This window comes from Ewingella sp. S1.OA.A_B6 (assembly GCF_049889095.1).
Classification (GTDB): domain Bacteria; phylum Pseudomonadota; class Gammaproteobacteria; order Enterobacterales; family Enterobacteriaceae; genus Ewingella.
Genome location: NZ_JBLJFK010000001.1, coordinates 240,337 through 265,735 on the forward strand (window position 1 = coordinate 240,337; position 25,399 = coordinate 265,735).

The 25,399-nt window shown below is 51.0% G+C and carries 22 protein-coding genes; 14 read left to right on the plus strand and 8 right to left on the minus strand.

The window, feature by feature from the left end; genetic code table 11:
* Entirely contained in the window at nucleotides 1-501 is a 501-nt protein-coding gene (locus tag ACMV8I_RS01195; RefSeq protein ID WP_498863410.1) for a GNAT family N-acetyltransferase, read from the plus strand.
* A gap of 487 nt (nucleotides 502-988) precedes the next feature.
* Here ACMV8I_RS01195 and ACMV8I_RS01200 read toward each other — a convergent pair whose 3' ends face one another.
* The gene (locus ACMV8I_RS01200) at nucleotides 989-1,795 is read right to left on the minus strand and encodes a 5'-nucleotidase, lipoprotein e(P4) family (protein ID WP_498863411.1); all 807 of its coding nucleotides are present in this window, start codon (nucleotides 1,793-1,795) and stop codon (nucleotides 989-991) included.
* A 348-nt stretch (nucleotides 1,796-2,143) separates the two neighbouring features.
* Nucleotides 2,144-3,253, minus strand: a complete 1,110-nt coding sequence (gene ompC, locus ACMV8I_RS01205; RefSeq protein WP_498863412.1) for a porin OmpC — start codon at nucleotides 3,251-3,253, stop codon at nucleotides 2,144-2,146.
* Between the two features lie 301 nt (nucleotides 3,254-3,554).
* Between ompC and dinG the strand changes: the two genes are divergently transcribed.
* From dinG to ACMV8I_RS01230, 5 genes are all read left to right on the plus strand, one after another.
* A complete protein-coding gene (dinG, locus tag ACMV8I_RS01210; protein WP_498863413.1) occupies nucleotides 3,555-5,726 on the plus strand; it encodes an ATP-dependent DNA helicase DinG in 2,172 nt (723 codons plus the stop codon).
* 106 nt (nucleotides 5,727-5,832) lie between these two features.
* Nucleotides 5,833-6,474, plus strand: a complete 642-nt coding sequence (locus ACMV8I_RS01215) for an FMN-binding negative transcriptional regulator (RefSeq protein ID WP_498863414.1) — start codon at nucleotides 5,833-5,835, stop codon at nucleotides 6,472-6,474.
* Between the two features lie 75 nt (nucleotides 6,475-6,549).
* On the plus strand, nucleotides 6,550-7,512 hold the full coding sequence (gene ybiB, locus ACMV8I_RS01220) for a DNA-binding protein YbiB (RefSeq protein ID WP_498863415.1): 963 nt from the start codon (nucleotides 6,550-6,552) through the stop codon (nucleotides 7,510-7,512).
* Between the two features lie 927 nt (nucleotides 7,513-8,439).
* The gene (locus ACMV8I_RS01225; RefSeq protein ID WP_498863416.1) at nucleotides 8,440-8,781 is read left to right on the plus strand and encodes a zinc ribbon domain-containing protein YjdM; all 342 of its coding nucleotides are present in this window, start codon (nucleotides 8,440-8,442) and stop codon (nucleotides 8,779-8,781) included.
* Between the two features lie 114 nt (nucleotides 8,782-8,895).
* Nucleotides 8,896-10,758, plus strand: coding sequence for a M3 family metallopeptidase (locus tag ACMV8I_RS01230; RefSeq protein WP_498863417.1), 1,863 nt, complete (start codon nucleotides 8,896-8,898; stop codon nucleotides 10,756-10,758).
* Between the two features lie 55 nt (nucleotides 10,759-10,813).
* Here ACMV8I_RS01230 and ACMV8I_RS01235 read toward each other — a convergent pair whose 3' ends face one another.
* A complete protein-coding gene (locus ACMV8I_RS01235; protein ID WP_498863418.1) occupies nucleotides 10,814-11,443 on the minus strand; it encodes a flavin reductase family protein in 630 nt (209 codons plus the stop codon).
* A gap of 220 nt (nucleotides 11,444-11,663) precedes the next feature.
* Here ACMV8I_RS01235 and rlmF point away from each other — a divergent pair, with 220 nt between their 5' ends.
* The gene (gene rlmF / locus ACMV8I_RS01240) at nucleotides 11,664-12,629 is read left to right on the plus strand and encodes a 23S rRNA (adenine(1618)-N(6))-methyltransferase RlmF (RefSeq protein ID WP_498863419.1); all 966 of its coding nucleotides are present in this window, start codon (nucleotides 11,664-11,666) and stop codon (nucleotides 12,627-12,629) included.
* A gap of 174 nt (nucleotides 12,630-12,803) precedes the next feature.
* Here the strand turns inward: rlmF and ACMV8I_RS01245 are convergent, their stop codons facing one another.
* Complete coding sequence (locus ACMV8I_RS01245) at nucleotides 12,804-13,703, minus strand: TIGR01777 family oxidoreductase (protein WP_498863420.1); 900 nt, start codon at nucleotides 13,701-13,703, stop codon at nucleotides 12,804-12,806.
* 162 nt (nucleotides 13,704-13,865) lie between these two features.
* Nucleotides 13,866-14,495 carry a GSH-dependent disulfide bond oxidoreductase gene (gene yfcG, locus ACMV8I_RS01250; protein WP_498863421.1) on the minus strand — a complete coding sequence of 210 codons (630 nt, stop codon included), beginning with the start codon at nucleotides 14,493-14,495 and terminating at the stop codon, nucleotides 13,866-13,868.
* Between the two features lie 384 nt (nucleotides 14,496-14,879).
* On the opposite strand from yfcG, the gene yfcD reads away from it, so the two are divergent.
* A complete protein-coding gene (gene yfcD / locus ACMV8I_RS01255; protein ID WP_498863422.1) occupies nucleotides 14,880-15,521 on the plus strand; it encodes an NUDIX hydrolase YfcD in 642 nt (213 codons plus the stop codon).
* A gap of 80 nt (nucleotides 15,522-15,601) precedes the next feature.
* Here the strand turns inward: yfcD and ACMV8I_RS01260 are convergent, their stop codons facing one another.
* Nucleotides 15,602-16,618, minus strand: a complete 1,017-nt coding sequence (locus ACMV8I_RS01260) for a LacI family DNA-binding transcriptional regulator (RefSeq protein ID WP_498863423.1) — start codon at nucleotides 16,616-16,618, stop codon at nucleotides 15,602-15,604.
* Nucleotides 16,619-16,978: 360 nt separating this feature from the next.
* Here ACMV8I_RS01260 and ACMV8I_RS01265 point away from each other — a divergent pair, with 360 nt between their 5' ends.
* The 3 genes from ACMV8I_RS01265 to ACMV8I_RS01275 all read left to right on the plus strand — a co-directional run bounded on the left by ACMV8I_RS01265 (nucleotide 16,979) and on the right by ACMV8I_RS01275 (nucleotide 19,307).
* Nucleotides 16,979-17,422: a PTS sugar transporter subunit IIA gene (locus ACMV8I_RS01265; protein ID WP_498863424.1), complete on the plus strand. Its 444-nt coding sequence runs from the start codon at nucleotides 16,979-16,981 to the stop codon at nucleotides 17,420-17,422.
* Nucleotides 17,423-17,539: 117 nt separating this feature from the next.
* Entirely contained in the window at nucleotides 17,540-17,821 is a 282-nt protein-coding gene (locus ACMV8I_RS01270) for a PTS sugar transporter subunit IIB (protein WP_498863425.1), read from the plus strand.
* A 109-nt stretch (nucleotides 17,822-17,930) separates the two neighbouring features.
* Nucleotides 17,931-19,307, plus strand: a complete 1,377-nt coding sequence (locus tag ACMV8I_RS01275; protein ID WP_498864684.1) for a PTS ascorbate transporter subunit IIC — start codon at nucleotides 17,931-17,933, stop codon at nucleotides 19,305-19,307.
* 93 nt (nucleotides 19,308-19,400) lie between these two features.
* On the opposite strand, the gene pta is transcribed toward ACMV8I_RS01275, so the two are convergent.
* Nucleotides 19,401-21,542, minus strand: coding sequence for a phosphate acetyltransferase (pta, locus tag ACMV8I_RS01280; RefSeq protein WP_498864685.1), 2,142 nt, complete (start codon nucleotides 21,540-21,542; stop codon nucleotides 19,401-19,403).
* Between the two features lie 207 nt (nucleotides 21,543-21,749).
* The gene (gene ackA / locus ACMV8I_RS01285) at nucleotides 21,750-22,952 is read right to left on the minus strand and encodes an acetate kinase (RefSeq protein ID WP_498863426.1); all 1,203 of its coding nucleotides are present in this window, start codon (nucleotides 22,950-22,952) and stop codon (nucleotides 21,750-21,752) included.
* A 537-nt stretch (nucleotides 22,953-23,489) separates the two neighbouring features.
* Between ackA and yfbV the strand changes: the two genes are divergently transcribed.
* The 3 genes from yfbV to ACMV8I_RS01300 all read left to right on the plus strand — a co-directional run bounded on the left by yfbV (nucleotide 23,490) and on the right by ACMV8I_RS01300 (nucleotide 25,290).
* Nucleotides 23,490-23,945, plus strand: coding sequence for a terminus macrodomain insulation protein YfbV (gene yfbV, locus ACMV8I_RS01290; protein ID WP_188469878.1), 456 nt, complete (start codon nucleotides 23,490-23,492; stop codon nucleotides 23,943-23,945).
* 177 nt (nucleotides 23,946-24,122) lie between these two features.
* The gene (locus tag ACMV8I_RS01295; protein WP_498863427.1) at nucleotides 24,123-24,617 is read left to right on the plus strand and encodes a YfbU family protein; all 495 of its coding nucleotides are present in this window, start codon (nucleotides 24,123-24,125) and stop codon (nucleotides 24,615-24,617) included.
* Nucleotides 24,618-24,636: 19 nt separating this feature from the next.
* On the plus strand, nucleotides 24,637-25,290 hold the full coding sequence (locus tag ACMV8I_RS01300) for a sugar phosphatase (protein ID WP_498863428.1): 654 nt from the start codon (nucleotides 24,637-24,639) through the stop codon (nucleotides 25,288-25,290).
* Nucleotides 25,291-25,399: the final 109 nt, after the last annotated feature.

The following is a 25,399-nucleotide window of genomic DNA, read 5'->3' on the forward strand; positions in this document are numbered from 1 at the left end:
GTGTCAGGAGAATTCAAGATCGAATTGGCGGATATTGCCAGTAAAGATGCTACACGTTTATTAGATTTTCTCTCTGACTGTTTACAGCAAATCACTGGCGACAGCGGTGTCTCATCTTTTTCAGCGCAGGAAATGAATGAGGTGGGATCCTGTTTTGTGATCGCCCGTGATAACAAGGGTATTGCTGTGGGATGTGGTGCGCTGCGTAAGCTTGAAAGCGGTGTTGCAGAGCTGAAGCGGATGTATGCCCAACCTGAGTATCCAGGGTTAGGAACCTCAATACTGCATCATCTTGAGTTTCATGCCTGTCAGTTGGGATATCAGCAAATCTGGCTGGAAACCCGGCGCGTAAATAGGCGGGCTGTGGGTTTTTATCTAGCTCGCGGTTATCAGGAGATTGAGAACTACGGCCAGTATAAAGGCAAAACAGAAGCCGTCTGTTTTGCGAAAAATTTAGATGTTAATGGCAAAGATAAAGTAAAAACCCAGACACGTATTTGACCTAGATGCTCCGGCCGCATTCAAAAATGCCGCCTAGTTAGAGGTGGAAGGTTCAGACCATGCTGTGATTTAGCTCCTCCCCCTGCCAAGGGGGAGGTTGGGAGGGGGTTGGCAGGCGATCCAGTACCTGAAGCTACACCCCATCCCGGCCTTCCCCTCGTGAGAGGGGAAGGAGCAAACCCAGTTCGGTTTTAAAAAAGAGTGGGACGCGTTCAAAACGACGTCGAGTGAACGATGAGAAACGGCGAGAGTGTTTTTTCGAGCTGGTCCGAACCCGAAATGAAGGAACCGCAATGCGGCGGTATTTTGCGGCTATAACGGAAGTACCTGAAACACGGCCATTGTGACTTGCGTAGCAATGGAGTGAATAAAACGCGGGATTGGTAAGGGGATTCGTTTCAATCCCCTTACCCCGGAGTGGGCCGGTGCCCACGACCTTGACCTTGACCTTAAAAAGTTTGCTTAGCTTTTTAAAGCGCTTAAAACCTTATTTCCCACTCCATGCCTGTAGGTTACTCTCACGAACCTTAAGTTTTTGCTCCGGCGTCAGCTTGTTGTACTCCGCCGCGAGGCCACTCTCCCAGTCACCGTACAGCGGGTTTGGCAATACGATGTACTGCGTGCCGAACTGGCTGTGGTTCTGGTTTACGAAGGCGCGGCGCTGGGTATTGTCTTTGTGATAAGTGGCCGAGCCAAAATCATTCAGATTGTCTCCGGCGTAGAGAACAATATTGTAACCAGCTGCTTTAATTGAATCGAAGCGTGTCTGTTTATTGGACGTATTGCTGCTCAATAACAGGGTTTTTTCATTTACGCCGGTGAAGCCGAGGTGGTTGAGGTTTTCCATGGTAGCGGCATATTCGCTGGTTTTGCGGTTAGACACGTAGAACATTGTGCCGCCGTGTGAATTCACATAATTAGCAAAATTAACCGCGCCCGGAACTGCCAGAGCCTGCTTGGCCGAAGTCCATTCAGACCAGGTTTTGCTGTCGAACGGCTGGTTGGCTTTCACCTGCCATGCGCTGTAGGCGCTGTTGTCGATCATCGTTTCGTCGAGATCAACGACTACGGCTTTGGGTTTACCGTCGAGAGGCTTGGCATTATCAAACGCCACAGTGGCCATATTGAATGCCTGATAGGTTAGCGCCTGGTACTCACCAGACTGCTGGAACCAGTTCAGCGCCATCACAGATTGATCGTTAAGCTTTTGTTGAGCATCTGTTTTTTGCTGCGCACAACCTGTCAGAGCCAGCATGATTAATGCACTGGTGGTACAAAGCGTCATCTTATTCATTCACTATCACCTTTTTAATGTAAGGAAAAATGCTCAATCATAAAAATGTCTATACCCAAGATAGTTCGAGTTGCAGGAAGGCGGCAAGTGAGAGAATCCTGATGAGCTTACTAAAGTAAGTGATTCGGGTGAGTAAACGCAGCCAACGCCTCTGCAACTTGAAGTATGACAGGTATAAAACTTTAGCAGATTCAGCAAACTACGAAAGGGGAAAAGGCCAGTTAAGAGACATATGCCGAAAGAATGGAAAAAGATGCAGGGAAAGGACAAAAAGAAAAAAGCCGGAGGGTGAGTCCGGCTAAATAATCAAAGACACAAAATAACAATGAGGTGTTTATTTTACTTAAATCAGAACTGATAAACCAAACCAACAGCAGTAACGTCGTCGTTATTCAGACCCAGTTTGTTATTGTCGCCCAATTGGTTGATTTTATAATCTATATAGGTTGACATATTTTTGTTGAAATAATAGGTTGCGCCAACGTCGAAGTATTTAACCAGGTCAACATCGCCGATACCTTCGATATCTTTGCCTTTGGTCTGTACATAACCCAGGGAAGGGCGCAGACCGAAGTCGAACTGATACTGTGCCACCGCTTCAACCGTCTGCGTTTTATTAGCAAAACCGCTTCCAGCCGGTGCGCCTGTAATGCCAGCAGGGACGGTGATGGCGATCATGTTGCGAGTTTCAGCATACATAGCGGCTAAATAAACACCGTTGGCATCATATTTCATGCCGCCAGTCCAGGCGTCAGCTTTATCACCTTTACCGTAGGCCGAGGTGCTTTGGCCGGTAGTACGGTCAGATGATGCATAAGCGCCACCGACGCTCACGCCGGTATCACCCAGAGCGTACGTGGTAGAAAGAGCATAGCCGTCGCCGTTCGCCGTGCTGTTACTACGCCCGTCATCTTCGTTTTTACCCTGGTACTGAGCAGCCACATTCAGGCCATCAACCAGACCGAAGAAGCCGCGGTTACGGTAAGTAGCCACACCGTTGGTACGGCCCGTCATGAAGCGGTCAGCCTTGGTGTAGCCGTCGCCACCGAACTCAGGGAACATATCGGTCCAGGCTTCGACGTCATACAGTGCGCCGTAGTTACGGCCGTAATCGAATGAACCGTACTGACCGAATTTCAGACCCGCAAAGCCCAGACGGGTTTTGGTGCCGGTGGTGCTTGGCGTTTTACTGTCTGACTCTGCGTGGTTTGCCTGGACGTTATATTCCCACTGACCGTAACCGGTGATCAGATCGTTAATTTGCGTCTGACCTTTAAAACCGAAACGCACATAACTCTGGTCACCATCATTGCCGGGAGCATCAGTGAAATAATGCAGACCTTTTACTTTCCCGTACAGATCAAGTTTGTTGCCGTCTTTATTATAAACTTCTGCTGCATGTGCGCCTGATGCAATCAACAGACCAGGAATTAAAAGTGCCAGAATATTACGTTTCATGAATTTTTACCCTGCATTCTTTATTAAAAGCTTTGGTTGGAAAGCTTTATATGAAGTCTTGTAGAAAGACGCTATTCATCATTTTGCTGTGCATTTCGTATGAGCTCGAAATTTTCTCAGCGAGGGTTTTTTACCGTACATATGTGATCAATTTATGACAATTAGAAATGAACTTTCTTTTTATTTGATAAATGAATGATGCGATTTGATTCAGTCACAACGATTTCGGGCTGCGTCGCAGGCCGGTCTGTGTGACAATGAACGCCAGATGCTCCTCAAAAACAAAATTTATAAGAGATGAATGGCGCTTTCCCCCGCAGTTAAAGATCAGATAAGCCAGTGGTACAAAGCCCTGCAACAGCAAATCCCTGACTTTATTTCACGCGCACCGCAGCGTCAGATGATTGCTGAGGTTGCGAAGGCATTCTCCGGTGATTCCGCACGCCATTTGGCGATTGAGGCACCGACCGGCGTCGGCAAAACGCTGTCTTATTTGATCCCCGGCATTGCTGTCAGCCGCGAGGAGGAGAAACCGCTGATTGTCAGTACCGCCAACGTGGCGTTGCAAGATCAGATTTTCAGCAAAGATTTACCGTTGCTGAAGAAGATCATTCCAGATTTAAAATTCACAGGCGCTTTTGGCCGTGGCCGATATGTCTGCCCGCGCAACCTGTCGATGATCAGCAATGAGAATGCGCAGGGCGATCTCGGTCTTTTTCTGGGGGAGGAACTGGCCCCTTCGAGCGGTGAAGAGCAGAAACTGTCGAAAACGCTGGAAACCGCACTGGCCCGCTACGAGTGGGACGGTCTGCGCGATCACTATAAGTTGACCATTCAGGATCCGCTGTGGGCCAAAATCAGCACTGATAAAGCCAACTGCCTCGGGCGCAACTGCCATTACTTCAAAGACTGTCCATACTTCGTGGCGCGCAAAGAAATTGAAAGCGCCGATGTGGTGGTGACCAACCACGCGCTGGTGATGGCTGCTCTGGAGTCAGAATCTGTGCTTCCGCCGGCAAAAGATTTATTGCTGGTGCTGGATGAAGGTCATCATCTGCCCGACGTGGCCCGTGATGCACTTGAAGTCGAGGCGGAGATCGGCGCGGTGTGGAATCATCTGCAACTTGATAATTTTGTCCGCCAGATTGAACAGTGCCTGGCGCTGTTTACGCCGAAAAATCCGCCGTCGCTGACTCATGCTGAACGTCTGCACTCGCACTGTGGCGAAATGCGCGAGCTGTTGTTGTTGATAGAGCAGCAGGTGAGTCAGTTTCTGCCGCCGGATGTGCCGGAAGCGGAATATCGTTTTGAAATGGGCGCCCTGCCACCGGAACTTACCGAACTCTGTGCCCGCCTTTTCAAACTGACCGACGGCCTGCGTAGCCTGGCGGAGTACATGGTTAACGATCTGAGCGAAAAGACCGGCAAGCACGACATTATGCGTCTGCACCGCGCCATTCTGCACATGAGCCGCATGCAAGGTTACCTCGAAACCATGAGCAAACTGTGGAAGCTGGCGGCGATGGAGAAAGCCTCCAATGCGCCGATCGGCAAATGGGTCACGCGCCGCTATGTCGATAACCAGAGCCATCTGATTTTCCACTGCGTGGGCATCCGCGTCAGTGAACAGCTGGAGAAACTGCTGTGGCGCAAGGTGCCGCATGTGGTTATCACCTCCGCCACGCTGCGTTCGCTCAACAGTTTTTCCCGCCTGCAGGAGATGAGCGGTCTGAATGAGAAAGCCGGTGACCGCTTTGTTAGTTTAGACTCACCGTTCAATCATATCGAACAGGGGAAACTGGTTATTCCTCAGATGAAAAATGAACCGCTGATGGCTAACGAAGCGGCGCATCTGGCTGAAATGGCTGATTTCTTCCGCGCCGAACTGGCAAAAGGACAGCATAGAGGCCAACTGGTGCTGTTCGCCAGTAACCGGGCGCTGCAACAGTTCGTCAGCCTGCTGCCTGATTTGCGCCTGATGCTATTGGTGCAGGGCGATCAGCCGCGTTACCGGCTGGTAGAAGAGCATCGCAGACGGGTAGGCGCGGGCAGTACCAGTGTGTTGATTGGCCTGCAATCTTTTGCCGAAGGGCTGGATCTAAAAGGCGATCTGCTGACGCAGGTTCACATTCACAAAATCGCTTTTCCACCCATCGACAGCCCGGTCATCCTGACCGAAGGTGAATGGCTGAAAACGCTGAAACGTTATCCGTTCGAAGTGCAAAGCCTGCCGAGTGCGTCGTTCAACCTGATACAGCAAGTTGGGCGGCTGATCCGCAGTCATGAATGCCGTGGCGAAATCGTGATTTATGACCGTCGGTTAATCACTAAAAATTACGGTTCACGCCTGCTGGCGGCGTTGCCAATATTCCCTATTGAGCACCGGGAAATGCCAGAGCCGGGTTCAGTAAAACGCCCCGATCCGCTCAAAAGTGTCACCAAGACTGTGAAGCGCCGCCGTAAGGCAAAGTAAATTTTCGAACTGTATGCATGAAGTTACCTTCTTTTGACTCTTTACTCAGCCTCGTTCGTCCATTATCAATAAACCTCAGATAAAGGACGAACGAGGAACGACCCCGATGTATTTACCCGCTGTATTTAAACAAGACGATACCCAGGCGCAGGCGGAGCTTATCCGCCAGTATCCACTGGGATTGCTGATCACCCACGGGCCTGACGGCTTCGAAGCCAATCCTGTTCCTTTTTTAGTCGACATCGATGCCGCAGGGCAACTGATCCTGCGCGCGCACCTCTCGCGCGCCAATGCGCAGTGGAAATCTCTGGCGGTTGACGGTCAGTGCATGGTGGTGTTTCAGGGCGAAGAGGGCTATATCTCGCCGTCATGGTATCCGTCGAAAAAACACAATGGTGGGAAAACGGTGCCGACCTGGAATTACATCACCGTGCAAGTGAGCGGCGAGGCGACCCTTATCGACAGCAGTGACTGGCTGCTCACCTTGCTGCATGAACTCACTACGGTGCATGAGGGCGGGCAGCGCGAGCCGTGGTCAGTCAGTGACGCGCCGGAAAACTTCATTGCTGCGCAGCTTAAAGGTATCGTCGGCATCGAGTTGATAGCGCGCAAGACAGAAGGTAAGTGGAAACTGAGCCAGAACCGCACGACGGAAGATGTCAGCGGTGTCATTCAGGGCTTGCGTGAACATCAAGGCCCACAAAGCAGGCTGGCGAAAAGCATGGCTAAGGCCAATTCGCATAAATGAGCCCGTGCAGGCCGTTTTCCCTGGTGGGCAGCTGAGTTATGCTGGCAGTATTCGATATTGATTAATGGCGGGGCAATGGACTACACCAAGTTTATCAAAGAAGTGGGGCGCGGGAAGAACCACGCCCGCGATCTGGATCGTGACCAGGCGCTGGCGCTCTACCGTGACATGCTGGCGGGTGCGGTGCCTGATTTGCAGCTCGGTGCTCTGCTGATTGCCCTGCGCATTAAAGGTGAGTCTGAAGAGGAAATGCTGGGGTTTTATCAGGCGATGGAGGAGCAGGTGATGCGGCTTCAGGCCCCGGCAGAACGCCCGATGCCGGTGGTGATCCCCACTTATAATGGGGCTCGTAAGCAGGCCAACCTGACGCCACTGTTGGCGATGTTGCTCTGTAAACTTGGCCTTCCGGTGCTGGTTCACGGCGTGGATGAAGACCCTACGCGGATCACCAGCGCTGAGATCTTCCGCTCGCTGGGCGTCGGGGCGGTGCAAAACCAAGAGCAGGCACAACAGCAGCTTGATGAAGGTCGTGTGCCGGTGTTCGTTCCGATATCGGTGCTCTGTGCACCGATAGACAGGCAGCTTGCGCTACGCTGGGAAATGGGTGTGCGCAACAGCAGTCATACGCTGGCAAAACTGATCACGCCTTTTGCCGGACAAGCATCGCTGCGTCTGTCCAGCGTGTCGCACCCTGAATATATTCAGAAAGTCTCGTCGTTCTTCAGCCAGGTCGATGGACGTGCTTTGCTTTCGCAAGGGACAGAAGGCGAAGTCTACGCCAACCCGCTGCGCAGCCCGCCAGTCTATCTGATCGCCAACGGTGCGCAGGAGACCCTCGCAGATAAGCGGGAGTTCGAGAACGTCGATCTACCTGCATCAAAAGACGTTGCCGCCACCGTGGCCTTCACCCAAGAGTGTCTGACCGGGCAACGGGCTATCCCGGAGGCGATCATTAATCAGTTGATTTGTTGCCTGGTGGCGGCTGAGATCTCGCCAGATATTGCGCAAGCGCGGATGCTCGTGGAGCAGGTGTTTTAGGCTTTTGGAAAAGCCTGAGTAAAATTTCAATTTCAATTTCAAATTCAATTTCAATTCAAGTTCAAGGTCGTGGGCATCGGCCCACACCGGCGAGTTTCGGAATGCGTTCCGAACTCGCTTTTTAAATTCAACATCAAGACCTTGGGTTGCCACCCAAACTGGCCTAAAGAGGCGCCTATCGCCGCTCCTCTTTAGAATCTCCGGCTCTTTCACTGCGCGCTATCGCTGAATCAGGATGGACGTGTTTCAGGCACCAACGCGATAGCCGCAAACTCCGCCGCTGCGCGGTTTTCTCATTGCGGGTTACAACCCGCGCAAACTACCGCGCGGTTTTCCACCTCTTATTCGACGTCGTTTTGAACGCGGCCGAGGCTTCTTCAACATTCCAAACCCACACCCCATCCCCGCCTTCCCCTCGTGAGAGGTGAAGGAGCAAACCCAGTGCGGTTTTAAAAAGTTTGGGCCGCATTCAAAAATGACGCCGAACGAACGGTGAGAAACTGTGAGCGGGTTTATTGCGAGCAGGTCCGAACCTGAAGTGAGGGTACCGCCTAAGTGGCGGCATTTTGCGGCTGTCGCTGTGATACCTGAAACACGGCCATTGTGACCCGCGCAGCTGCTGTTTTTAAAAGAGCCCGGGATTCTCAAGGGTGGTGGCGATAAGCCACCCTTGAGGCCTGTTTGGGTGGCAACCCAAGGTCTGGACCTTGAAATTGAATGTAAAGGCAGGTTTGGGTGGCAACCCAAGGTCTTGAAGTTGAAGTTGAAGTTGAAGTTGAAGTTGAAGTTGAATTATATTTTGAATTGAAAAGCGAAATTAGGTCGCTACCTATCAAAACTGCGTATTAAAAGGTAAAATACCCAGTATTAAAACTTTATACCCTGATTTAATTAATTTTTTTAAAAACAATTTAACGAGGTTTGTACATGGAACAGTTACCTAAATGCCCAAGCTGTAGTTCTGAATTCACCTGGCAGGATGGTGCGATGCTGAATTGTCCTGAATGTGGACATGTCTGGTCACTGGAAGGCGATTCCGAAGCTCAGGATGACGCGCTGGTGGTGGTCGATGCTAACGGTAATGTGCTGGTGGATGGCGATTCAGTTACTGTCATTAAAGACCTGAAAGTTAAAGGCAGCTCTTCGATGCTGAAGATTGGCACCAAAGTAAAAGGTATCCGTTTATGCGAAGGCGACCACAACATCGATTGTAAAATTGATGGTTTTGGGCAGATGAAACTGAAATCCGAGTTTGTGAAGAAAAACTAATTTTCCTGCGGATTACCTCGTCAGCACATTAAGCGGTTTTGTTACATCGACAGAACCGCTACCTCACTTTACACTCAATGCATAATCTCGTTAACTTTCAGTAGAGAAGACTGCATGCAAAAGCCTCAAGACTATTTTAACGCCCTGAATCACGATTACCTCAACGTCCACAAAGCCAAAGAAAACTTGTTCTGGCAAAATTATATGGGCACCGGCGATGAGAATGTGTCGGCTGAATTCTCAGCAGCCGAAACCGCCTATAAACGTTTTATTTCCGAACCTTCCCGTCTGAGTGAACTGCGTGAATTGATTGCAGGATTGGAAAAACAGACCCTCGACGACACAGGTAAAACGCTGCTGCACGGCCTGCAAGGCTGGTATCGTTTCTTTAACTGCAATGCGATCGAAGACCCCAAAGCACAAGCGCTACTGGATGAGATTATTCAGGCAGAGTCTGCCCTGTACGCCAAACGTAAACAGCATCGTCTGACCCATATCAATGCCAAAGGAGAGCGCGTTAACGCCTCGTTGGGTGAGCTGCTGACCAATCAGGCGACTAATGAAAATGAATCTTACCGCCGCAGTTCGCAGATTGCCCTGCGGGAACAGGAAGAGTGGCTGCTGCACAGCGGCTTACCAGAGCTCATCGGACTGCGCAATCGCTTTGCGCGTCAGTTAGGCTTCCGTAACTATTTCGATTACAAGGTGAACAAAACTGAGCGTATGACGCCGGAACAACTGTTCGCCATTCTTGACCGCTTCGAAGAGCAGACCCGTGAAGGCAATGTGCGCAGCCTCAATCAACTGGTGGCGCGGGAGGGGGATGCGGCATTGCTGCCGTGGAATATCCGTTTTGCCAGCGCAGGCGACGTGACCCGCCAGCTCGATCCTTACTTTCCGTTTGCCGATTCACTGCGCCGCTGGCTCGACAGTTTCAAACGCCTGAACATTGGCTTCAACGGAGCGGATATGCAGCTCGATTTGCTGGTGCGCGAGGGCAAGTATGAGAACGGCTTTATGCACAGCCCGGTGCCGGCATTTTATGATCAGGGTCAATGGGTTCCCGGTGTGATCAATTTCACCAGTCTGGCGAAACCGGATCAGGTAGGCAGTGGGTCCAGCGGGTTGAATACTCTGTTCCACGAAGGGGGGCATGCGGCGCATTTTGCTAATGTTCGACAAAATGCCCCTTGTTTTTCGCAGGAGTTCCCGCCGACCTCAATGGCTTATGCGGAAACGCAGTCGATGTTCTGCGACAGCCTGCTGGATGATGCAGACTGGTTGAAGCGTTATGCCAAAAATGCCCAGGGCGAGCCGGTGCCGGATACGCTGATCCACGACAGTATTGTTGCCCGTCAGCCGATGCGTGCATTCAATGAACGCCATATTTTACTGGTGCCTTATTTTGAATGGCAGCTTTATCAATGGCCTGATGAGAAACGCACCCCAGAAGCCATGCTGGCGCTGGCCCGCGACGTCGAAACGCACATTTTGGGTGTCACCGGCAGCCCGCGCCCGACGTTGGCCATCCCTCATTTGTTGTCGATGGATTCCGCCTGCTCCTATCAGGGCTATCTGCTGGCACTGATGGCGGTGGAACAGACCCGCGCCTTCTTCCTGAAACGCGATGGTTACCTGACGGATAACCCGGCTATCGGCCCGGATCTGGCGAAACATTATTGGTCGCCGGGCAACAGCATTAGCCATGACGATACTTTGCGCAGCCTGACCGGCGAAGGCTTCAACCCGGATTATCTGGCGCAGGTGTGTAACCAGACGGTGGCCGTCGCGTGGGAGGAGGCACAGGAAACCATCAAACAGGCGGCGAAGCGTGAACAGCGGGCGGCCGATTTTGACCTCAACGTACATATACGCGTGGTGGACGGCAACCGCATATTGGCTGACAGCAATGATGGCGATGAGGCGATGTGTCAGGATTTTGCCGATTTTGTTGAGCAGACGTATTTAGGCAAGTAACCGCCGTTATGGAAATGGGCGCGGGGCGATCCCTGCGCCTTTTTTAAGGCGATACTTAGCGGACATCAGGACGAATGAGATCAAATCGATTCTCTTCTGAGATACCGTAGTAGGCCGTCGGACCCCCAGCGCGTAGCACCGGTTCAGCCAGAGCTGTCTGGTAAATCCCATCAATCAGTAAATCCGGTGCGATGTGTACCGCGACGACTTCGCCGAGAACCAGCCAGGTATCGATTTTCTCTCCGGCGGCACTTTGCAACTGAATGCACTGCGTGAGTTTGCACTCGAAGTTAACCGGACTTTCCGCGACGCAATCTGCGGCGACGATGCGGCCCGGGCGAGGTGTCAGACCGGAAAATTCAAATTCATCGCTGCCGTGTGGCAGGGCGGCTGAGCTCTGGTTCATTTTTTCCAGCAACGTACGGGTGGTGAGGTTCCAGACGAATTCGCCGGTTTCCACGATGTTTGCCACACTGTCTTTCCAGCCGGAACTGGCGAAACCGATAATGGGTGGATGATAATTAAATGCGTTGAAGAAACTGTAGGGCGCGAGGTTACGCTGGCCTGCGGTATTGCGTGAGGCTATCCAACCAATAGGGCGCGGACCGACGATGGCGTTAAACGGGTCATGCGGCAGGCCGTGGCCAGCGGAAGGTTCATAATAATAACGTTCTTTTATGCTCATAGGGTTCCTCTGTGGCGTGATAGGCGGCGTGTTGGTTAGCACGTTAACCGTTTTTCTACACCTCTGCCAGTCAGTGTCCGGCAGAGGTGGGCGGTTTGTGTTATCTTACGCGCCAGAAATTACGGCAGGCGGGTTATCATTGGTAAAGCCTGTCGTTTCATCATCCCATACGATTTACAAAATTATTTTTTTCATAAATACACTCCGGAGAGTCATTCAGGTGGAAAACAAGAAAATCTTCCCGCAAGAAAAAAGCGGCCTGCATCCGCGCAACCGCCACCGCAGCCGCTATGACTTCCCGGCCCTGATCATCAGCAGTCCTGAGCTTGAGCCGTTCGTCTCTGAGAACAAATGGGGCGATCTGTCGGTGGATTTTGCCGATCCTCAGGCGGTCAAAGCGTTGAACCGCGCTTTGCTGCGTCATTTCTATCAGATTGAAAACTGGGAAATCCCGGCCGATTACCTCTGCCCACCAATTCCGGGCCGCGCGGACTATGTCCACCATTTGGCCGACTTACTGGCTGGGAGTAATCAGGGCGAAATCCCCAAAGGCAAAGACATTGCCATTCTGGATATCGGCGTAGGGGCTAACTGCATTTATCCGATCATCGGCCTGCGCGAATATGGTTGGCGCTTCACCGCCAGTGAGATTGATGCCACTTCGATGGCAGCTGCGAAGAAGATTGTTGCCACCAATCCACTGTTGACCAACCAGGTGCGTTTCCGTTTACAGGCTAAACCGCCGCGTATTTTCGACACGATTATCCGTCACGACGAGCGTTATGATGCGGTGCTGTGTAATCCGCCATTCCACGGTTCTGCGGAAGAAGCGGCAGGCAGCAGCCAACGCAAGCGCCAGAATCTGGGTATCGATCGCCGTACCGGCAAATCTGAACTGAACTTCGGCGGCCAGCACAACGAGTTATGGTGCGAAGGGGGTGAAGAGTCCTTCGTCGTGCGTATGGCAGAAGAGAGTGCTGAAAAACGCAATAATTGCCTGTGGTTCACCGTTCTGATTTCGAAGAAAACCACGCTGCCACTGCTTTACGAGGCGCTGGAAGAACTGGAAGCCACCGACGTGCGTACCGTTGAAATGACGCAGGGCAATAAGATCAGCCGCTTTGTGGCCTGGACGTTCCTCACGCCATGGCAGCAAAAAAGCTGGGCAGATAAACGCTGGAACTAATGTGATCTGCTGGTTTTATTCTGCCATTCTTTAGTCTGACGCGCGGTATGGCGTCAGACTAAAAATCTTAAGCGGTTCTATTGTTGACTGCGTCTTCGCGGCTATGTAAATCAAAAGAGAAGAGATAAAAGCCGATTTGGGCAGTTTACTCAGCGGGATAAAAGACCGCGCTGTTCACCCTTCGAGTACATCCTCCAGTGCTTCTTTCAACTCCTGATGACTGTATACAAACCCGGCATCTTCCAACCGTTGTGGTACGGCCCGCTGTCCGCCGAGCACCAGAACGGCTGATTCGCCCATCAATAGCCTAACGACCCCCGCAGGAACGCGCATAAAGGCCGGACGATGCAGGACTTCGCCGAGCAGGGCGCTGAATTGTTCGTTACGTGCCGGGTAGGGGGAAACCATGTTGAAGGGACCGCTAAGCGTTTCGTGCATCAGCAGGAAAATGATGCCATTTACCATGTCGTCGATATGGATCCACGGCATATACTGCTGGCCGTTACCTAAAGGACCACCGAGACCCGCACGAAATGGCAGAACCATTTTTGCCAGCGCGCCGCCTTTCTTCGCCAGTACGACACCGGTACGCAGCAGGCACACGCGGGTGCGGTCACTTTCAGCAGCCAATGCCAGCGCTTCCCAGCGGGCACAAAGCTGCCAGGTAAACTGCTTGTTAGGCGGTTCGTCCTCCGGTACCAAAGCTTGTCCCTGATCGCCGTAATAACCCACTGCTGAACCGGACACAAACACCAGCGGCGGGTTCTGGCTGGCATTGATCAGCGTTGCCAGCTGTTCGGTTACTTTCCAGCGGCTGTCGCATAATTTCTGTTTCTGCTCTTTGGTCCAGCGTTTGTCGGCAATGGGTTCTCCCGCGAGGTTGATCACGGCGTCAAAGCCATCGAGCGAGGTTTTATCCTCAAGCGTTTTCCACAGTAGCACTTCGGGACCGAGGATTTTAGCGGCTCTTTCAGGTGTTCGGGTCAGCGCGGTGATCTGGTGCGACTGGCCAAGAAGGCGTTCGGTGAGTCTGCGTCCGATAAGACCGGTAGCGCCGGTTATCAAGATTTGCATAGGCTGGCTCCTTAACTGTTTGAATGCATGCGCTAACGCTTCTTTTCAGCATAGATGACTCCACCGGCTTAACACGCGATATAGAGCACATCTCACAGTATTTATTTTGAAGAAGTACGCTCATCTCAAGAAATCTCCGGCGAAGGTCAGTAGCTGAGATGCTTATATTTGTTCAGCGATAGCGTAGGCTTTTTCAGTCGCAGGGCGATTTTTGATGCGTTCGAACCAGTTACGTACGGCAGGGAAGTCTGCCAGATCGATGCGTTGGCGTTCGTGAGAGACGACCCACGGATAGGTAGCGATGTCCGCAATACTGTAATTCTCTCCGGCTATGTAGGCATTTTTCTCGAGCTGGGTATTCAGGACGCGGTACAAGCGTTTGGTCTCCTGCTGATAGCGTTCGATGGCATAAGGCACAGGCTGCGGGGCGTAATGATTGAAGTGGTGATTCTGACCCAGCATCGGACCGAACCCAGCCATTTGCCAGAAGAGCCACTCCAGCGTCAGGGTGCGTTCACGCAATTCCAGACTAAGCAGTTTGCCGGTTTTCTCTGCCAAATATTGCAAAATGGCACCTGATTCAAACACGCTGATCGGGGCTCCTCCATCGACTGGCTGGTGGTCAACAATGGCCGGAATTTTGTTGTTAGGGGAGATAGCTAAAAACTCGGGTTTGAATTGATCACCGGTTCTGATATCAATACGATGAAGACGGTAGGGTAGTCCGGTTTCTTCAAGGAAGAGCGTGATTTTGTGACCGTTAGGTGTTGGTGCGAAATAAAGATCAATCATATTGCCTCCTGCGTTATTTAATTCTCTGTCCGTCGGTATGTGACCCCCAATCGGTAGGGCTGGATGCATTTAATTTATTGAAAATTGGAGTTTTATGCAGTTTTTGGTTCTATCCGCCATAAATCAAACGACCTTAGGTTAACATAATCGTTAAGCACCATTATTACAGTGAGACTAGTCTGATGGTTTCCCCTGATGGGTGACATAGGGTTAACATTGAGATAACGCATCGGTTGCTATTGAAGCCCACCCATAGAGACAGATAGAATCATCGAACATGCGCTTTTTTACCGATAGACAGTCTTGAAAAAGTGATAAATTTTCTCCCGGCAGAACAACAATTAATTGCGCAAAAGCCTGCGCTCAAAGAGAAGGTTTCATAGGATGGCGGAACAAGAGCAGAACACCGAGACCGGCGAGTGGGTTGATATCGTCAATGAAGAAAACGAGGTTATTGCCCAGGCCAGTCGTCAGCAGATGCGAGCTCAATGCCTGCGCCATCGTGCCAGCTACATTGTGGTACATGATGGTATGGGTAATATCCTGGTGCAACGGCGCACCGAGACCAAGGATTTCTTCCCCGGTTGGTTAGATGCCACGGCGGGTGGTGTAGTGCAACGTGGCGAAGTGGTGTTGGACTCTGCGCGTCGTGAAGCGGAAGAGGAGCTGGGAATTGCGGGTGTGCCTTTTGCCGAACATGGCACGTTCTATTTCGAAGAGCCGAATAAGTGCCGCGTGTGGGGTGCGCTATTTAGCTGCGTATCGCACGGTCCTTTTGCTTTGCAGGAGGAAGAGATTGATGAAGTCCGCTGGATGACGCCGGAAGAGATCACCGCACGCTGTGACGAATTTACCCCAGACTCACTTAAAGCGCTGTCGCTTTGGATGACGCGTAATAACGAGAAAGAACACGGTAAGCCTCTGGTGCGTGAAGAACCTATATTACCTGGCGATCCTCTGCCGGTTGAAAGCGCGTCCTTTTCCATGGGCGTCCGTGAAGAACACAAAAAACCTGGCGAAGTGTGATCTAAAATAGACCTGTGATCTAAAATAACAGAGGGTGGCTCAGGCCGCCCGCTGTTCTGATTTTTTCAAAATGCTGTCGCTCAGCAACTGTCTCGTCGGCACAATGACGATGCAATCGTCACCTCCTCCCACTCTTCATCGTGAATTCTTGCCAGCAAAGCTTGTGCCGCACGCGTGCCGATCTCTTTGTGAGGAATGGCCATCGTGGTAAGCGGAGGCTGGCAGACGCGACTGACGTCGCCATTGCCAAAGCCTACCACGGCGAGATCGTCTGGTACTTTGATGCGCCTACGCTGGCATTCATACAGTACGCCACAGGCGAGCTCATCAGACACACACACCAGTGCATCCAGTTCGGGCCAGGCAAGCAATAACTCTGGTAGCTGGCGCGCACCGGTTGAGAAACTGGCCAGCTCAGCCGAGTTAATGACCCGGTGTACCGACCGGTGCGACCGCAGCATGGCTTTGTGCCAGCCTTGCAGGTGCTGTTGGAAAATCCACTGTTCTTGATTGGCGCATAGCATACCGATGTTTTGATAGCCTTTATCAATCACCGTTTTAGTCAGCTGATACATCGCTTCAACATTATCGATGCCAATGTTCATGTCGATGGGGGATTCGGTCAGCGCACCGATTTCCAAAACGGGTATTGAGGCATTGTCCAGCCAGTTGCGCACGTTAGGCGAGTGCTCAACGCTGAGTAAAATTGCCGCTGCCAGGTTGTACGATAGAAATGTTTCCAGCAACTTTTCTTCGCGCTCCATCCGGTGCTGCGATTCGGCCAGCATGATTTGATAGCCTGCGGGTTGCAGGATCTTCTGTAACCCGGCAAACATTTCAGCACAGCCTGATTCGGACAAGCTTGGCACAATCATCGCAATGGTATAAGACGAAGCTGAAGCCAGTGAACTGGCGGCTTGATTGGGTAGATACCCCAATTGGCTGACGGCTTCTTCGATTTTCTCCCGCAGTTTGTCTGATACCTGCTCGGGCGTTCGCAACGCCCGGGATACAGTCATGCTGCCGACTCCCGCCAACAATGCAACATCGGCCAGCGTTACTCTTCCTGTACTGCGTCGTTTTTTGTTAATCGACATTCCTGATCCTGACTCTCAATTGCGCATCCAATTGCGCACTGTGCGCACAGTAATAGCTAAAACAGCGGCGAGGCGATGAATTATCGGCAATTCGCAGTCAAAGTATATCCTTATTTCCAGTGGGGTGTGGCAGGCGATACTGCAGCGTGACTATTTTTGATAGCGCTATCACAGAACCCAGTAATAGGTTTTTGGTAGCGCTATCTTTGTGATATGTATCACAGATGTTAACGCTATCGGTTAGTAGAGTCTGGATCGTTAACAGGTTAGGGGACGGTTTTTACTTCACGATGAGGCAAACTGATGGGCCTGATGACGTATCAAAATACATTCTCAGAACAAGAATAGTCAGGAGTAGCAATGCTTAATAATTGGCTGACAACAGAAAATATTCATATCAGGCATGACATCACTGACTGGCGAGATGCGGTGCAGGCCAGTGCTGCACCGTTGTTGAAAAAAGGCATCATCGCGCCGGACTACGTGCAGGCGATTTTTGCCCAGCATGAAAAACTAGGTCCGTATTATGTACTGGCGCCGGGAATTGCCATGCCACACGCACGGCCGGAAGAGGGCGCAAACGCGTTAGGTTTATCGTTGCTGACTCTGCCACACGGCGTTAAATTTAATTCAGTAGATAATGATCCGGTTTATACCGTGGTGATGCTCGCCGCACCCGATAAACATAGTCATATTGAATTGATTTCTGAACTGGCGGAATTATTTTCAAACGAAGAAGAGATGCAAAAAATACATCAGGCAAAAAATATTAGAACTATTCAGGATATTATCTCAAAATTCTAACTTTCTGAATCAGTCAATGGAATAGCGTCAGTTAAACAGGGAAGCGGTTAACCGGAATATACATCAAAAGTTATTCTGATGCGCGACTCTATAAACTTTTAAAAAACAGGTAATAATATGAAAATCATGGCAATTTGCGGGTCTGGTTTAGGCAGTAGCTTTATGGTGGAAATGAATATCAAGAAAGTGCTGAAAAAATTGAACATTCAGGCTGACGTTGAGCATTCCGATCTTTCCTCGGCTATCCCCAGTGAGGCTGACCTGTTCGTGATGGCAAAAGATATTGCTGCCAGCGCCAATATTCCAGAAAACCAGTTAGTCGTCATTACAAACATTGTTGATATCAATGAGCTGGAAACTAAGTTAGTTGCCCACTTCGCAAAATACCCAGTGTCCTGAACCGCGCTGAATAAAACCTTACTAATAAAACTAATATATCCCTTAAGTAATTTTGATTGCGAGAGCAAATTAGCAATTCGAAGTATGGCGGGGAGAATACGAGGTGGATATGTTTATCCAGGAAACGCTCAAGTTTGTCGTTGATATATTAAAAGTGCCTTCGATTCTGGTCGGGCTCATTGCTCTGATCGGTTTGGTGGCTCAAAAGAAAAATTTTTCTGATGTGGTCAAAGGTACTGTAAAAACCATACTCGGATTTTTAGTGCTGGCGGGAGGCGCGACGGTATTAGTCGGTGCACTGAACCCTTTAGGCGGTATGTTTGAACATGCGTTTAATATTCAGGGGATCATTCCGAATAACGAAGCGATTGTTTCTATTGCGCTGGAGAAATTCGGTGCACCGACGGCGTTAATCATGGCTTTCGGTATGGTGGCCAACCTGATCGTCGCTCGCTTCACCCGTTTGAAATATGTTTTCTTAACCGGCCATCATACGTTTTACATGGCATGTATGATCAGCGTGATCCTGACCGTCGCAGGTTTTGAAGACGTGGCGTTAGTCTTCACTGGGTCATTGACGCTTGGTCTTATTATGGCGTTCTTCCCGGCGCTGGCTCAGCGGTATATGCGTAAAATTACCGGCAGTGATGATGTGGCATTCGGCCATTTCGGCACGATCGGTTACGTGCTTGCTGGCTGGATCGGCAGCAAAGTGGGTAAAGGTTCACGCTCAACGGAAGAGATGAATCTGCCGAAAAACCTCAGTTTCCTGCGTGACAGTTCCATTTCCATTTCGCTGACTATGATCATCATTTATTTGATTATGGCGGTGTTTGCCGGTCAGATCTTTGTTGAGCAAACCTACAGCGCGGGCCAGAACTATCTGGTGTACTCCATCATCATGGCAATTACCTTTGCGGCAGGTGTATTTATTATCTTGCAGGGGGTGCGTCTGATTTTGGCTGAAATCGTACCAGCGTTCGTGGGTTTCTCCGAGAAACTGGTGCCTAACGCCCGTCCTGCGCTGGACTGCCCGGTGGTGTATCCGTATGCCCCTAATGCCGTGCTGATCGGTTTCCTGTTCAGTTTCCTCGGCGGTCTGGTCGGGCTGTTCCTGTTAGGCCAAATGCATATGGTACTGATTTTGCCAGGTGTCGTGCCGCACTTCTTCACCGGTGCTACCGCGGGCGTGTTCGGTAATGCTACAGGAGGACGCCGGGGTGCCATGGTTGGTGCATTTGCTAACGGTCTTTTGATCACCTTCCTGCCGGTTCTGTTGCTGCCGGTACTCGGCGCGCTGGGCTTCGCCAACGCCACCTTCTCTGACGCGGACTTCGGCGTCATCGGCATTATGCTCGGCAATCTGGCACGCTTTATGTCGAAAGAGGCCATTATGGTGCTGATTGTTGCCATCTTCGCCGCACTCGTCGCTTACAACTACCTGGGTAAAAAACCTGCGGTTGAGAAAGTGGTCAGCGAAGAGTAATCGAGTGAGTCAGTCCTTTAACGCTTTCCGGGTTACATGCCTGAAAAGAAAACGCCGACATCATGTCGGCGTTTTGCATAACAGAAATACAGATTACGCTTTAGCTGCGGCTTCTGCCTGCGCAGACTGGATCGCCGTTAGGGCTACGGTGTAGACGATATCGTCAACCAGTGCACCACGTGACAGGTCATTCACAGGCTTACGCATGCCTTGCAGCATCGGCCCGATGGAGACGAGATCCGCTGAACGCTGAACCGCTTTATACGTGGTGTTACCGGTGTTCAGGTCAGGGAAGATGAACACGGTAGCCTGGCCCGCAACCGGAGAGTTCGGTGCTTTGGATTTCGCAACGTCAGCCATAATCGCGGCGTCGTACTGCAACGGACCGTCAATGATAAGATCGGGACGTTTTTCCTGCGCCAGTCGGGTGGCTTCACGTACTTTCTCAACGTCACTACCGGCACCTGAGTCGCCAGTTGAGTACGAGATCATCGCGACGCGCGGTTCGATACCAAAGGCGGCGGCAGAATCGGCAGATTGAATAGCGATTTCAGACAACTGTTCAGCCGTTGGGTCCGGGTTAATCGCGCAGTCACCGTAAACCAGAACCTGGTCTGGCAGCAGCATGAAGAACACAGAAGAAACCAGTGAGCTTCCCGGCGCAGTTTTGATCAACTGCAATGCTGGGCGAATGGTGTTTGCGGTGGTGTGAACCGCGCCAGAAACCAGACCGTCAACTTCGCCTTTTTCCAGCATCAGGGTGGCGAGCACGACATTGTCTTCCAACTGCTCGCGGGCGACCACTTCGGTCATGCCTTTGCTTTTACGCAGTTCGACCAGACGGGCAACGTACTCTTCGCGCACGACGACCGGGTCAACAATCTGAATGCCTTTACCCAGTTCAATGCCCTGAGCGGCAGCGACGCGTTGGATCTCGTCCGGGTTGCCCAGCAGCACGCACTCGGCAATACCACGTTCAGCACACAATGACGCCGCTTTCACCGTACGCGGTTCGTCGCCTTCCGGCAGTACGATGCGTTTGTTAGCACTGCGCGCCAGTTCAGTCAGCTGATAGCGGAACGCTGGCGGAGAGAGGCGACGTGAACGCTCTGAATGCGCGCTCAGAGAGTTGATCCAGTCGCTGTTGATGTGTGAGGCCACATATTGTTGCAGTTTCTCAACGCGCTGGTGGTCGTCCGCAGGGACTTCCAGATTGAAGCTTTGCAGGCTGAGTGAGGTCTGCCAGGTATTGGTTTCAACCATAAACACCGGCAGGCCGGTTTTAAAGGCGCGTTCACACAGCGTGTTGATGCGCTCATCAATGTCGTAACCGCCGGTCAACAGAATTGCGCCAATTTCAACGCCGTTCATCGCGGCAAGACAGGCTGAAACCAACACGTCCGGACGGTCTGCAGAGGTAACCAGCAGTGAGCCGGGGCGGAAGTGTTCCAGCATGTGCGGGATGCTGCGCGCACAGAAGGTGACAGATTTCACACGGCGGGTTTGTAGGTCGCCTTCATTGATAATGCGGGCATTCAGGTGTTTCGCCATATCGATGGCGCGGGTTGCAATCAGCTCAAAGCTCCATGGAATGCAGCCCAGCACCGGAAGCGGACTGTTAGCAAACAGTTGGCTTGGGTCAACGTTGGCCACGCTGGCTTTGGTGGAATCATCAAAGATCTCTGATAGATCCGGACGAGTACGGCCTTGCTCATCCACCGGTGCGTTCAATTTATTGATAATAACGCCGGTGATGTTTTTGTTTTTGCTGCCGCCGAAGCTGCTGCTCGCCAGTTCGATACGTTCTTTCAACTGGGCCGGTGAGTCATTACCGAGCGCGATAACAAACACGATTTCAGCATTGAGAGTTTTGGCAATTTCATAGTTCAGCGCGTTGGCAAACTCATGTTTACGCGTTGGCACTAAACCTTCAACCAGCACGACTTCGGCGTCTTTGGTATTTTCGTGATAACGCGCAATGATCTCTTCCATCAGCACGTCTTGCTGGTTAGAACCCAGCAATGTTTCCACGTGGCTCATTTTCAGCGGTTCAGCCGCCGGAACGCTGGAGTTGGCGCGGATGATGGTAGTGGTCTGATCGGGTGCATCGCCGCCAGTGCGCGGTTGCGCGATAGGCTTAAAGATGCTCAGGCTAACGCCTTTCTGTTCCATGGCACGGATCACACCAAGACTGACGCTGGTCAGACCGACGCTGGTGCCTGTAGGAATCAACATAATTGTACGGGACACGGCTAAAACCTCTCTGGTTTACCAGACGATGTATCAAGCAGTGGGGAAGGTCTGCGCGGTTTCGTAACATTGCATTGGAATAGGTTACGACAAGTACTTAACGCTGGCTGCTTCCGGACCGGCTACGCTCGCCTGTTATGAAAAATTGTTATGTAAAACACTGCCAGCAGATGCTGGCAGTGTAATGCAATATTATGCGGTCAGACGGGCCGCATCTTGAGCGATAACCAGCTCTTCGTTGGTCGTGATAACCAGCGCGGGACGAGTGCCTTCTTTATTTATGGCGCCGGATTTACCGAAACGAGCGGACAGATTTCGTTCGTGATCGACTTCGAAGCCCAGCAGAGCCAGTTTGTTCAGGGTCAATTCGCGCACCATTGCCGCGTTTTCACCGATGCCGCCGGTGAAGACCACTGCATCAAGACGACCCTCCATCAGTGCGGTGTAAGAACCGATATATTTCGCCAGACGATGGCAGAAGACGTCCATTGCGCGCTTGGCATCTTCTTTGGTTGTATAGTTATCTTCAACATAACGGCAGTCGCTGGTGACTTCAGTCAGACCCAGCAAACCAGACTCTTTGGTCAGCAGTTTGTTGATTTGATCAACACTCATGCCCAGTGCGTCATGCAGATGGAAGATGATAGCCGGGTCGATGTCACCGCTGCGGGTGCCCATCACCAAACCTTCCAGTGGGGTGAGGCCCATGGAAGTATCCACGCATTTACCGTTACGGATGGCGCTAACAGAACCGCCGTTACCCAGATGGCAAGTGATCAGGTTCACTTCTTCCACGGGTTTGTTGAGCATTTTGGCGGCTTCCTGCGTCACGTAGAAGTGGCTGGTGCCGTGTGCGCCATAACGACGGATGTGATGATCGCGATATAGGCTGTACGGGAGTGCGTAGAGATATGATTCTTCCGGCATCGTCTGATGGAATGCCGTGTCAAAGACTGCTACATTTTTATCAGCCAGTTTCGGGAAGGATTTCAACGCTTCAGCGATGCCGATCAGGTGTGCAGGGTTATGCAGTGGTGCAAACGGGATGGATTCTTTGATACCCTGAATTACTGCGTCGTCAATGAGCATTGATTTGGTCAGTTTTTCGCCGCCGTGAACGATGCGGTGGCCTATGGCAACCAGTTCGGCAGACAGTTCAGGTTTTTGCGACAGGATGTTGTTAACGATGTATTTGAGCGCTTCACTGTGCGCAGCACCAGCACCTAAAGCGGCTTCTTCTTTCTTGCCGTCCATTTTCCACTTCAGGCGGGCTTCCGGCAGGTGGAAACATTCCGCCAAACCTGAAATGTACTCTTCGCCGTTCACTGCATCAATGATGGCGAACTTAAGGGAAGAACTGCCACAGTTAAGAACCAGAACAAGCTTACTCGACATGGAAGTACCTATTGATAGTTGGTGTTGTATAAGAAATAAACAATACGCATGGTTAATAAACCGTCAGGATGACACCAAGCGTAGCGCATAATGAGTCTGATAATTATGATTCGTATCATGCCAGACAACCAAAACCAGCATAACAATGAAAAAGCTGAAGAATAACTGACCTCAGTGAACGCAGGGCTTTTATAGAACCAAAGCTACCCTGGCGACCGTACACAATGTACCTGTTATCTGTTCTTCATAATGTTATTTGTTAGTGTTGTTTATTTGTAAAAATACTAACAAATAAGACTATATTTAGTTACAAAACACCCTTTGCAGCGGCAATATGTTACCAGTCCTCTGTAAAAACCGGTTATGGGCCTTCAAACCGCTATCAGACTGGTTGCGGCTGCTGTTCAAAAGCCAAAATTTTGCTGGCACAGGATACCGATTGGTGCCGGCAAAAACAAAATATATTTAATCGTGTTAAAATCGCGTTTGTTATTTAAAACTATTTTTTAATTTTTATAGGTGAAGTTGAGGTGCACTATGACCAGTAAGCCATCAGGTTCTGTCAGTTGGTTTCAGGTTTTCCAGCGCGGACAGCATTATATGAAAACATGGCCGTCCGATAAGCGCCTGGCGCCTGTCTTTCCTGAGAATCGCATCTCGACGGCGACGCGTTTTGCTGTGCGCTTTATGCCGCCCTTGGCTGTATTCACATTAACCTGGCAGATTGCCCTTGGAGGCCAACTTGGGCCTGCGGCAGCCACATCTATCTTTGCCTGTAGCCTGCCGATGCAGGGGCTCTGGTGGTTAGGACGCAGATCGCTTACGCCATTACCCCCCACTTTACTTGGCTGGTTCCATGATGTGCGTCAGAAATTGGTGGAGGCTGGACAGGCGCTGGCACCCATAGAAGGAACACCTACTTATCAGTCGCTGGCCGACGTGTTGAAACGTGCTTTCAAGCAGTTGGACAAAACCTTCCTGGACGATATTTAACGGATGCAGCAGCATCCGTTGACTCAATGCTGATTTGTCATGCCCATTGAAGCTTCGTAATTAAATGCATTTCAACTCAATTTATGGGTTCAAATCAAAGAATGGTCAGCTTGCGATTTCGCACAAGTTTGCCCTGTGACATGCTTTGGTCATTATGCAGATACGAGGAGTTTTACGATGGAAATGACAAACGCTCAACGCCTGATTTTATCCAATCAATATAAAATGATGACGATGCTGGATCCAAACAGTGCTGACCGTTATCGTCGACTACAAACCGTGATCGAACGCGGTTTTGGTTTGCAGATGCGTGAACTCGATCGTGACTTTGGTGAGTTGTCAGAAGAGACCTGCCGTATCGTTATCAATATTATGGAAATGCACCACGCGATGCAGGTTTCATGGGCCAATATGAAAGATACCCAAGGTGTGGATCGCCGCCGCCTGGATTTTCTCGGCTTTGATGCCGCCACTGAATCCCGCTATCTCAGCTACGTACGTTTCATGGTAAATACGGAAGGGCGCTACACCGATTTTGATTCCGGAACGCACGGTTTTAACTCGCAAACCAAGATGTGGGAAAAGTATCAGCGCATGCTGGCCATCTGGCTGGCATGTCCTCGTCAGTATCATTTGAGTGCAGTTGAGATCGCACAGATTATTAATGCCTGAGACTTAAAAGGAGTCGCCTGTGCTTTGCAAAGGGTTCTTGTTCGATCTTGATGGAACATTAGTTGACTCACTGCCCGCGGTAGAACGCGCGTGGATCAGTTGGGCGCTGAGTCGTGGGATTGCTCCACAAGAAGTACTGGCGTTTATTCACGGAAAGCAGGCGATAACGTCGTTACGTCATTTTATGCCGGGCGAAACTGAAGAGATGATTCAGCGTGAGTTTCTGAAACTTGAACAGATTGAAGCGACTGATACCGAGGGCGTCACCGCGCTTCCGGGGGCGCATGTGTTGCTGAGTGAACTGAACCGCCAGAATATCCCATGGGCGATTGTGACCTCAGGCTCCGTTCCGGTAGCGCATGCGCGTCACGCCGCTGCTCATTTGCCAAAACCGGCAGTGTTCATTACTGCGGAGCAGGTGAAACGGGGTAAACCCCAGCCTGATGCCTATCTGCTGGGTGCGGAACGATTAGATCTGGCGCCACAGGATTGCGTGGTCGTCGAGGATGCTGCCGCAGGTGTTATGTCCGGGCTTGCCGCGGGTTGCAAAGTGATAGCCGTGAATGCGCCATCCGATACGCCGGGGATGGATCGGGTTGATATGATCCTGACTACGCTGGAAGTCTTGCTGGTTGAAGCGAACGAACAGACTGTCTGCGTGAGCCTGCGCTAATTGACTGTATGCTGCTTAAAACAGCAGTTTCGTTGACATAGACCCCGCATTAGCGGGGTTTTTTTATGGCATTCTTTTACACACCTCTACTACCTGCTTTTATCGCTTT